Annotated in this window: 9 protein-coding genes; 1 reads left to right on the top strand and 8 read right to left on the bottom strand. The window is 40.0% G+C overall.

What is annotated here, in order from left to right:
- The first annotated feature begins 266 nt into the window (after positions 1 to 266).
- Entirely contained in the window at positions 267 to 1,016 is a 750-nt protein-coding gene (locus V7161_RS13050; RefSeq protein ID WP_335445548.1) for a glucose 1-dehydrogenase, read from the top strand.
- 242 nt (positions 1,017 to 1,258) lie between these two features.
- Here the strand turns inward: V7161_RS13050 and V7161_RS13045 are convergent, their stop codons facing one another.
- The 8 genes from V7161_RS13045 to V7161_RS13010 form a co-directional block, all read right to left on the bottom strand.
- Positions 1,259 to 2,062 (bottom strand): Cof-type HAD-IIB family hydrolase, encoded by an 804-nt coding sequence (locus tag V7161_RS13045; protein ID WP_335445547.1) that lies wholly within the window; start codon positions 2,060 to 2,062, stop codon positions 1,259 to 1,261.
- Positions 2,063 to 2,080: 18 nt separating this feature from the next.
- Positions 2,081 to 2,791, bottom strand: a complete 711-nt coding sequence (locus V7161_RS13040; protein ID WP_335445602.1) for an L-ribulose-5-phosphate 4-epimerase — start codon at positions 2,789 to 2,791, stop codon at positions 2,081 to 2,083.
- Between the two features lie 277 nt (positions 2,792 to 3,068).
- Entirely contained in the window at positions 3,069 to 4,619 is a 1,551-nt protein-coding gene (locus tag V7161_RS13035) for an FGGY-family carbohydrate kinase (protein ID WP_335445546.1), read from the bottom strand.
- 27 nt (positions 4,620 to 4,646) lie between these two features.
- Positions 4,647 to 5,759, bottom strand: coding sequence for an alcohol dehydrogenase catalytic domain-containing protein (locus V7161_RS13030; protein WP_335445545.1), 1,113 nt, complete (start codon positions 5,757 to 5,759; stop codon positions 4,647 to 4,649).
- 35 nt (positions 5,760 to 5,794) lie between these two features.
- A complete protein-coding gene (locus V7161_RS13025; protein WP_335445544.1) occupies positions 5,795 to 6,781 on the bottom strand; it encodes an ABC transporter permease in 987 nt (328 codons plus the stop codon).
- A complete protein-coding gene (locus V7161_RS13020) occupies positions 6,778 to 8,277 on the bottom strand; it encodes a sugar ABC transporter ATP-binding protein (protein WP_335445543.1) in 1,500 nt (499 codons plus the stop codon). The genes V7161_RS13025 and V7161_RS13020 overlap by 4 nt, the downstream gene beginning before the upstream one ends.
- 79 nt (positions 8,278 to 8,356) lie before the next feature.
- Positions 8,357 to 9,301, bottom strand: coding sequence for an ABC transporter substrate-binding protein (locus V7161_RS13015; protein ID WP_335445542.1), 945 nt, complete (start codon positions 9,299 to 9,301; stop codon positions 8,357 to 8,359).
- A 645-nt stretch (positions 9,302 to 9,946) separates the two neighbouring features.
- On the bottom strand, positions 9,947 to 10,534 hold the full coding sequence (locus V7161_RS13010) for an ANTAR domain-containing response regulator (RefSeq protein WP_335445541.1): 588 nt from the start codon (positions 10,532 to 10,534) through the stop codon (positions 9,947 to 9,949).
- Positions 10,535 to 10,716: the final 182 nt, after the last annotated feature.

Here is a 10,716-nt window from a genome sequence, read left to right as displayed (position 1 = left end):
GGAGCTCTTCCTAATTACCATAGAGCTCAATTTTTCCTTCACTCAGGCATTAGGAGCTCATCCTAATTACCATAGGACCGAATTTTTCCTTCAAGCGGGCATTATAGGAGGAGACATCCCTAAGGAAAAAGGATAAGCATCCTTAATGAAATTCCGGAAGGACGGTTCTCTTGGTTTATGAAGCAGTAAAACCACAAGAATGGTCCGTATGGTCTACAGCATTTTTTGTGTTATCTTAAACATAAGTAAAGGAAGGTGGAAAAATAATGGATTTCTCTAATAAAACAGTAGTCATAACAGGTTCCGGGAACGGAATTGGTAAGGGTGTTGCCTTACAATATGCACAAAAAGGCGCCAATGTCGTTTTGGCTGATATTGATGATAAGGCAGGGGCTAATACAGTAACGATGATCGAGAAAAGTGGCGGAGAAGCACTATTCGTCCACACGGATGTAAGATTAGAATCGAATATCATCCGGTTAATGGAAGCCGCCATTCAATCCTATGGCCACATTGATATTTTAATCAATAATGCAGGAAAGGCATTATTCAAATCTCCTTATGAAACATCAATTGAGGAATGGGATGATGTGATACATACCAATTTGAGAAGTGTTTTCTTGGCATCACGCGAAGCTGCCAAATATATGCGGCATAATCAGGATGGCGGATCAATTGTTAATATTGCCTCCACGAGAGCGATCATGTCAGAACCCAATTCGGAATCTTATGCTGCCACTAAAGGTGGAATCCTTGCCATTACCCATGCGCTAGCTGCTTCATTCAGTGACGACAGGATTACGGTAAATGCCATTTCCCCTGGTTGGATAGAAACAGGCGATTATTCAAAGTTAAGCAAACTGGATCATGAACAGCATTTATCAAAGCGTGTAGGCAAGCCAGAGGATATTGCACGAGCCTGTCTTTATTTAACAGCAAAAGAGAATGACTTTGTAACTGGGATTAACCTCGTTGTTGATGGTGGAATGACGCGGAAAATGATTTATGAGGAATAGTTTGACCAAAAATAGAAAAAAACTTCATGGTCGAATAAAAATTGGATAGCCTTTTGAGGGCTATCCTGCACCTGTCATTATTTCCTTAAACCGAGCATTTCCGAGGAAATTCGATCTGTAATTTCCCTAATCAAACGTTTGATTAAATCTTCATAATGCCTTGATAAATAAGCATTTTATTGCCCTTTATCAAAGAAACTTGTCGAAAAAACCAATGGTATTTCCCCAGAGAATGATCACCTTTAGCTAAAAAGTGTCATATTTCCCATTACTCTATCCAACACATAGGCAACGCCATTGTCGTTATTAGACTTAGTAACAAAATCTGCTGCATTCTTAACTTCTTGAGGGGAATTTTCCATGGCGATGGCACAACCGGCAACCTCAAACATGGCGATATCATTAAAGCTATTCCCTATAACGAGCACTTCCTGAGAGGAAATTTGCAGCATTTCCATCAGCTGATGGAGCGCTTTCCCTTTCGATGCGTTAATATTCATAACATCTAAATATCTATCATCGGAACGGGTAATATACAATTTTTCTTTATATTTTTCCTCTAAACGGTAGAAGGCATCTTCGATTTTTTCTGGAGTATGGGCATAAATGATCTTATATAATTCCTTTTCATCCTCAAATTTATCTATGAATCTAGCCTGTAATTTTTCAAGTTCCCAATGGACCTTGACCATATTTTCGTTAAAGGTGTGCACTTCCCCATCAAGATATAAACTGATAGGATACTGATTTTCTTGACCGTATTCTACTATTTCTTTCGCTAATTCACTGGGTAAACTGGCAGAGTAATGTACCTCGTTCGATATAGGATTTTTGATTAACGCGCCATTTGCTGCAATGATGGGCAAATCAATCTCTAAATCTTTAACATAGGGATAGATGGATTCATAGGGCCTTCCACTTGCCAATGCCACGCTGGTTCCTACTCTCTTCAGCCTATGAATGACCTCTTTATTAGTATCTGAAACAAGATGGTCATCATTTAGTAAGGTGCCATCCATATCTAGGACTACCAATTTATACTGCATTCATATCATTCCTTACTCTTAGTTCTCGACTTCTTGGAGATGAACTTGACCATAATAAGCATTCTTACCGTGCTTTCTTAAAAAATGTTTATCGAGAAGATGATCATCAATGGAATCAATTTTAGGTGACAAGCTCTGGGTATAGTAAGCCAACTTCGCGATTTCCTCCATGATGACCGCATTTTCAACCGCTTTTAAAGGATCTTTTCCCCAATTGAAAGGTCCGTGACTATTGACAATAACACCCGGAACAAAATTAGGATTTAAGTCTTTGAATGTCTCGGCAATGACTGTCCCTGTGTTCTTTTCATAGTCAGCAGCAATTTCAAGCGGAGTTAACGGCCGGGTACAAGGGATTTCACCGTAAAAATAATCCGCATGTGTGGTCCCATAGGCAGGAATGGCTTTCCCTGCCTGCGCCCATTGCGTACACCAAGGAGAATGGGTATGTACGACTCCGCCGATTTCAGGAAAGGCTTTGTATAGCTCTAAGTGTGTCGCTGTATCGGATGAGGGATTTAAATCCCCCTCAACCTTATTTCCATCTAAATCCACTACAGGAAGGTCCTCTGCTTTTAACTGGTCATAGTCAACACCGCTTGGTTTTATCACAACAAGCCCAAGCTGGCGATCAATGGCACTCACGTTTCCCCATGTATATATAACTAAATTTTTCTTAGGGAGCTGCAGATTTGCTTCTAAAACCTTTTTCTTTAGTTCTTCTAACAAGTGAATCACTCCGTTCTTCATTTAATAGAAAGGCTCTTTACTAAAAGACTGTTTTTTGGATTCGCCGATAAAATTAAAAATTCGCCGATAAACTTACGAAAAACGCCGATATATCAAAATAAGTCATCAATAGAGTGTAATTTCACACTGAATTCTAATTACTTATGAGTTTTAACGTAATTTTTTACGAAAACATCCTATAAAAAAGAAAAGCAGGTTGGATTAGAATGACATAATCTTGACCTACTTCTCTTTTTTATAGATATCTCCAATTCTACTAATTGATCTTTGTTATACGCTTCATACTATCTTTAGTACTTACATACAAATTCTTATATTCCTCATAATACTGATCATAGACCTTCGTATTTTCAGGATTCGGGTAAATCGGTTCTTCAAAATCCAGCCAATCTTTTAAAACATTCGGCTCTGTGATGATTCCCGTTGCAATCCCTGCCAACACGGCATCTCCTAGCGGTGCTTCTACATCGTTTTTAATGATTCGAACGGGATAACCGGTGACATCCGCATAAATTTGCGGCCAATTCATCGATTTTGAGCCGCCGCCGACGATAATCAGCTCTTTGTCTAGCACAGCATCTGTTCCCAACACCATTTCCATATTATGGCGCAACGAGTAGGCCACACCTTCCATGAATGCCTTATATAAATGCCCCTTCGTGTGAACTAAGCTTAGACCAAGAACAAGACCGCGTGCACTGCTGTCCCAAATCGGACTTCTTTCCCCCATGAAATAAGGAAGAACCAATAATCCATTCGATCCAGCCGGAATATCTTTGGCCTGCAAATCTAATAGGGTATAAGCATTGATGCCCAATTTATCTTCAACGGCTATTTCTTCCGTACCGATCACATTTCTAAACCATTTTAAAATCGCACCCGCAGTAGCAGCCCCGCCAAAGGTATAGATAATCTCACTGGAATCCACACAGTGTGGCATACTTACTAGATTTGGAGATAAGTTTGGTGTCTTGGTAATAAATCCCCAGCACATAGAGGTTCCGAGCATCGCTACATGGTTCCCTTCAGCAAGGGCACCCGCACCCATGGTAGCAACCGGCGCATCGACACCGCCGCAAATGACAGGCGTGCCTGCTTTTAAGCCTGTCTTCTTAGCCGCTTCCTCGGTGATTCCTCCAACAATTTCTGTACACTCTACGAGTCTTTCAGGGAAAAAGCTCAAAGGAATACCTAATTTTTCAACCATTTCCTTTGACCATTTTCTTTCCCTTAAGTTAAAAACGCCGCCGATGTTTCCGGCTGATGAGTAATCAACCGCGACTTCTCCCGTTAAGGTATATACGATATAAGGGGCCGGCGGTAAAAAGTACTGAATTTTGTTCCAAACCTGCGGTAAATTATTTTTCATCCAAAGAATTTTCGTAAATCCGAAATAGGAATTGACGGAGTTCCCTGTTATCTCAAATAATTCATCAAGGTTGATATTTTCCTCAACCCACTTTACCTCTTCTTCTGCCCGACGATCCATCCAAATTAAGCAGGGTGCCAATGGTTTCATATCATGATCAACAGGGATTCCAGATCCACCGTACAAACTGCTGATCGCAACACCTTTAATCTTTTCAGAATCGACATTTGATTTTTCAACAACTGATTTTATCGTAAAATTAACGGCCTCTTCCCAAGGCTCAGGCCATTGCTGAGCCCAGGAAGGCTTTGGTGTTTCAACCTCATAGCCTTTATAGCTATGGGCCAACACTTTTCCGTTTGGATCAATTAATACTGCTTTTGTACCTGAAGTTCCTATATCAACACCAATTAAGTAATCCATAATATCACCCTTCACCTGCTAATCTCTTATTCTATTAACCTATTAGGGCTTTAATAATACCTTGATGGCTTCTGGATGATGCGCCATTTCCATCGCTTCTGCAAAGTCTTCCACTTTATAAGTATGGGTAACGATTCCTTCAGCTGTTAATAGATTGCGCTCAAATAAGTCGATGGCAACAGGGTATGTGTATGGACCTAAGTGCGAACCTCTTAAATCTAGTTCCTTCCTGTCACCGATGACACTCCAATCCGTTGTGACCTCACTGCCAAATACACTAAATTCGATAAATCTGCCGAGTCTTCTAACCATCTCTAAACCTTGTGTTACGCCAGATGGGTGTCCTGTTGCTTCGATATAGACATCACAGCCGTACCCTTCTGTTAAATCCTTCACGATTTTGATGGCATCTTCTTCTAGAGGGTTGATGACCAGATCCGCACCCAGCTTTTTAGCTGCTGCTAATCTTTTCTTATTCGTATCTAAAACAATTAATTTCTTCGGTGTTTTTAAAGCAATGAGCTGGACCATACATAATCCGAGTGTACCTGCACCTGCTAGCACGACCACATCTTCAAATTCAATCGTTGCTCTTTGAACGGTGTGAACCGCACATGCCATTGGTTCTACTAGGGCAGCCTCTTCAGCGGTTACACCATCAGTAATTTTATAGATTCTTGCCGTGCTGCTAAATTTCATATATTCAGCCCAGCCGCCTTCTGCCACATCTTTTTGGAATCCATAAATATTATGAACATCGCACATCCAGTACTTTCCGGTTGTACAGAATTTACATTTTCCACATGGGTTAATTTGGTCAGTGGTGACGCGGTCCCCCACCTGCAATCCATATTTTTCAGCAGAGCCTTCTCCTAATTCAGCCACAATGCCATAGAATTCATGACCAGGAATAACCGGTGCCTTCATCCAAGGATCTTCTCCGCCCCAATACATTTGTGATCCATGGTATGCCTTTAAGTCACTGCCGCAAATTCCGCAAGCTTCTACTTTAATGACGACTTCCTCTTTACCTGCTTTTGGTGTAGCTACTTCTTCCACACGGTAATCTTCTGGGCCATGTGCTACAACTGCTTTCATTGTTTCTGGTAATGCTGACGTTCCAACCGCTTTTACTGTTTCTGGTACTACTGACATTTCAAACATCTCCCTATAGGTTAATTTTTTTAAAGTTAATCTTTTTGACGGAAACTACTATAATAGATGGCTGCCACGATAATGGCCCCTTTTAGAACGCGTTGAACATATGGGGATACACCCATTAGGTTTAAACCATTACTTAAAACCCCTAATAATAAAGCACCAAGGATGGTTCCAAAAATATGTCCGCGGCCGCCGGAAATGCTCGTGCCACCTAATACAACAGCAGCAATAGCGTCTAACTCATATCCTTCTCCGGCCATCGGCTGACCTGAAGAAAGTCTTGATGTCATGATTAAACCACTGATCGCAGCCGTAATCCCACTTACTAAATAAACAAAGATCTTAATTTTTTTAACTTTAACACCAGATAAACGAACCGCTTCTTCATTACCACCAATAGCGTAAATATATCGGCCAATTGGTAAATGATTTAAAATGATATAAGCAGCGATAAAGACTAAAATCATGATCACCGCAGGCATTGGAATAACGCCAAACAGATATCCTCTTCCGATAAAAGCATAGGATTTTGATACACCAGATAACGGATACCCGCCTGTATAAAGCAGCGCAGCTCCTCTGGCAACCTCCATCATCGCTAAGGTAACAATGATGGCTGGGATTCTGGCATGGGCAATAAATAAACCATTAATGTAACCAAGCACCGCACCTAAAACAATTCCAAGCAAAACAGCGGCGATTGGCGGCATTCCCATGTTGATCATCAGACCCACCATAATCGTACCGGTGAACGCCATCACCGAACCGACGGACAAATCGATACCGCCTGTTAAGATGACAAAGGTCATCCCAACGGCTAAAATTCCGTTTATGGAGACTTGCCTAACAATATTTGAGATGTTTTCCCCCGTTAAAAACTGTGCAGTAGAAAAACTAAAAAAGGCACATAGGACAAAAAACCCCAATAAGGTTAACATTTCAGGCGTTTTAAACGTTTCTTTCACGTTAAATCCTTTTGTCTGATACGATAATTTCTGGACATTTACATCATTCATTCACTAACACCACCCGTTGCATAATGCATTACTTTTTCTGAATCAGCTATTCTTCCATCGATTTCTGCCTTTATTTTTCCTTTGTGCATAACGAGCACGCGATCACTCATCCCTAAAATCTCCGGTAATTCGGAAGAAATCATAATAATCGATAGCCCTTTATCTGCCAGGCTTCTCATTAATTTATAAATCTCTTCCTTCGCCCCAATATCAATTCCACGGGTAGGCTCATCAAAGATTAATATTTTACAGTCCGTATTTAGCCATTTTGCTAACACGACCTTTTGTTGATTCCCGCCGCTTAAATTTTTGACCATTTGCTTGCTGCTTGGCGTTTTGATTAATAAGTCTTTAATCGATTGATTAATAACGGAATCTTCTTTTTCCTTGTTAATCACTCCAAAAAAGCCCTTTAGGTCCTTTAAAATAGGTAAACTGATATTATTTTTGATCGTCATATTGAGGACGAGACCTTGAGTCTTTCGGCTTTCTGGAATGAGGGCGATCCCATGTGCCAAGGCATCCGTAGGGTTTTTGATATCGACCTTTTTCTGGTTGATATAAACCTCCCTTTCCTTTGCAGGATCGGCACCGATTAGCGCTCTTACCGTTTCCGTTCTGCCAGAGCCGACAAGACCGGCAATTCCGATAATTTCACCCTTTTTCAACGAAAACTGAATATCGGTAATACTTTTATTACTTAACTTTTTCACTTCCAGAAGCATTTCTTCTTTTCCATGATGAGATGGCTTGTCAGGAAACGCATTGACGATTTCTCGGCCAACCATCATTTTTACTATATCTTGCTTTGTCACGTTCTTAATTTCTCTTGTGCCGACCCATTCCCCATCCCGTAAGCACGTCATTCGGTCACACATTTTGAGGATTTCGTCCAAATGATGCGATATATATATAATGGTTACACCATCAGCTTTCAATTTCTCAATTAACTCAAATAATTTATCAATTTCTTTTCCAGTTAAACTGGCCGTCGGTTCGTCGAAAATTAATACCTTTGTATCAATGGCAATGGCTTTGGCAATTTCAATAAATTGCTGGTTTGCCACACTCAAATGTGCGACTGGCTTGTTCAGGTCAATATCTGCATTTAACCTTTTCATAACTTCTTCTGCTTCTTTTCTCATCTTTCTTCTGTCTAATAATCCATTTGATTTCCTTTTCTCTCTGCCTAAGAAAATATTATCAACACCGCTCAAATAGGGAATTAAACTGAACTCTTGATGAATAATACTGACTCCTAACTGTTGGGCTTGCTTAGGATCTTGGAAAATGACTTCCTTGCCATCTAAACGAATTTCACCTGTTGTCGGGGTATAAACACCGGAAAGAATTTTCATGAGTGTCGACTTTCCCGCTCCATTTTCCCCAACTAACGCGTGAACCTCACCGCGTCTGATATCGAAACTGACGCCTTTTAGGGCTTTAACTCCGGGAAATTCCTTCGTTATATTCACAATTTCTAATACTTTATCCATCGCAATCACCTTCCCCTCTTACATTTTTTAAAGCGGGCGGGCGTTTTCCATCAAGTCAACGCCCGCCTGATTGTGACGATTACCAGCTGAAGCCTTTTGCGTTATCTTTTGTTTGTAATTTAACATCAATTGGAACTTCTTTCGGTACTACTTTTGCTCCCCAAAGCTTAGATAATGCCATACCTAGACCAATTCTCACCTGGTCTCTTGGATATTGTGCTGTAGTAGCTTTAAAGGCGCCGCCTTTTAAAATGGCTTTAATCGCTTCTGGATGACCATCAACGCTATAAATCCCTACATTTTTACCAGAGGCTTCGATTGCACCTAGAGAACCTAGTGCACCTTCGTCATTTACACTGAATAGTGCATTTAAATCTGGATTAGCTTGTAACATATTTTCTGTGACTTTCATTGCTTCTGCTCTGTCTTGTTTACCGTTTTGAGTGTTTACTATTTGAATTCCAGGATTCTCAGCCATGGCTGCTTTAAAGCCTTTAACACGTTCAAGGATCGGTACTACTGGAATACCATCTAGGATAGCGACTTTACCTTTCCCGCCTAAATCTTCAGCCATCTTTTTACCTGCTAAATAACCAGCATCATAGTTTTTAGAACCAACAAAGGAGTCGATTGGACCTGACGCCTGTGCGTCAACCGCCACGACGATCACACCAGCTTTTTTAGCTGCCACAACTGCTGATTCTACACCCTTACTATCTGTAGGGTTAATTAATAGAATGTCGATTTTCTTTTGAATCATATCGTCAATATCATTGATTTGTTTGGAAACGTCATGCTGCGCATCTGCAATAACAACCTCTGCGCCAATTTCCTTTGCTGCATCATCTAACGCTTCTTTCATGGAAATAAAGTAAGGATTATTCATTTCTTGGAAGGACATACCGATCTTGATCTTTTTTACTTTTTTATCTCCTGCAGCACTGCTTTGATTCGAACAGCCGGCCGCGACTAGCATGATGCATGCTAGTAGAAGTGCAAACATTTGTTTTGACAGTTTTTTCATTTTGTTATTCACCCCATATTTTTTTATTTAACTGTGTTGATTTCCGCTCCAGGTGCGAGCGGTTCGCGGGCGGTTCGGTGAGCCTCCTCAGCGCTAAAGCGCTTGCGGGGTCTCCCCTGTCCCGTAATCCCGCAGGAGTCTCGCACCTTCCGCTCCAATCAACCTGGTTTTATTTAAAAAACCTTATTTTAAGAAGAATATAAAGCGTTTTCCAAAATTCACAAGATAATCGTAATGGATGGAAACGATTGATCTTATGAATTTTTCCCCTCCCCCTTATTCTTCATAAAAATACCATTGAATATCGATTTGATGTTGAATATCACCCCTTTCAATGATTTTTAATCCCTTGTACACGTTTTCATTTGCCTGAAAAATAAAAAGTGCCCTATATACGCAAGTCTTTATGTTTAAAAAAACATAAAAATTGCGTATATAAGGCACCCATAGCCATCATAAATTTTATACCAGCCGTAAGCATAAAATTTAAAGTATTTAATTTGGAAAAATCGTTTTTCTATACCACACATGAGTATAGATTCGAATGAAAGTTTACAACCTCTTAACTATATGTTCATTATAGTTTCACAGATTATCAGAGTCAAGCGCAAATTTTTCGAATACTCGACATTTTATGATAACTCTTTAAGAATGAAATAAAGCATCTGCTTCAATCAGGTCTTTCGCGATCACGACTAGTTTTTTATTTTTGTCCCTGCTCATTTGCTGCAGTCGTTTCATCGCGTCTGCTTCTTTTAAATTCATTCTCTCCATTAATATTCCTTTTGCTTTTTCGATATGTTTTCGTGCTTCCAATGCATTCTTCGTACTGTCTAGCTCATCCTGTAATTTCTTAAATTCTTCAAACCTGGATAAACTAATATTGATAGCAATCTTTAAATCTCCAATATCGATAGGCTTTAGTAAATAATAGAGGACTCCTTCTTCCGTTGCCCGATTGATTAGTTTTTCATCATGATAGCCGCTGACAATAATGCTGGGGATAAAGAGGGTTTCATTGATCTTTTTAATCGCATCGATCCCATCGAGATTTGGCATATTAATATCCATAATCACGAGATCCGGCTTTGTCTCTAGCGCTAATTCTACTGCCCTCAACCCGTCTGTAGCAGTCCCTACTACCTCATGGCCCAGCTTTTCAACGTAGGACTTAATCCCCATTAAGACTAAAAATTCATCCTCAGCAAGTAAAATCCGTAATGATTTTTTCATAGATCATCACCATCCATTTGATCTTTACTTTAACTTTTAAATGAAAGCGTTACCCAATTCACATATACTATCTATAGTAACATCGTTTTTTAAAAAATCTATACTTTGATTGCAGAAATTTCACAAACTTCAGAGGAAGATGCTTTAATATTATCTATAGAACTATATAAAATGTGGAGGCA

Origin of the sequence: Neobacillus drentensis (assembly GCF_036965425.1) — a bacterium.
Classification (GTDB): domain Bacteria; phylum Bacillota; class Bacilli; order Bacillales; family Cytobacillaceae; genus Neobacillus; species Neobacillus drentensis_F.
This window is presented reverse-complemented; position numbering and strand designations above follow the sequence as displayed.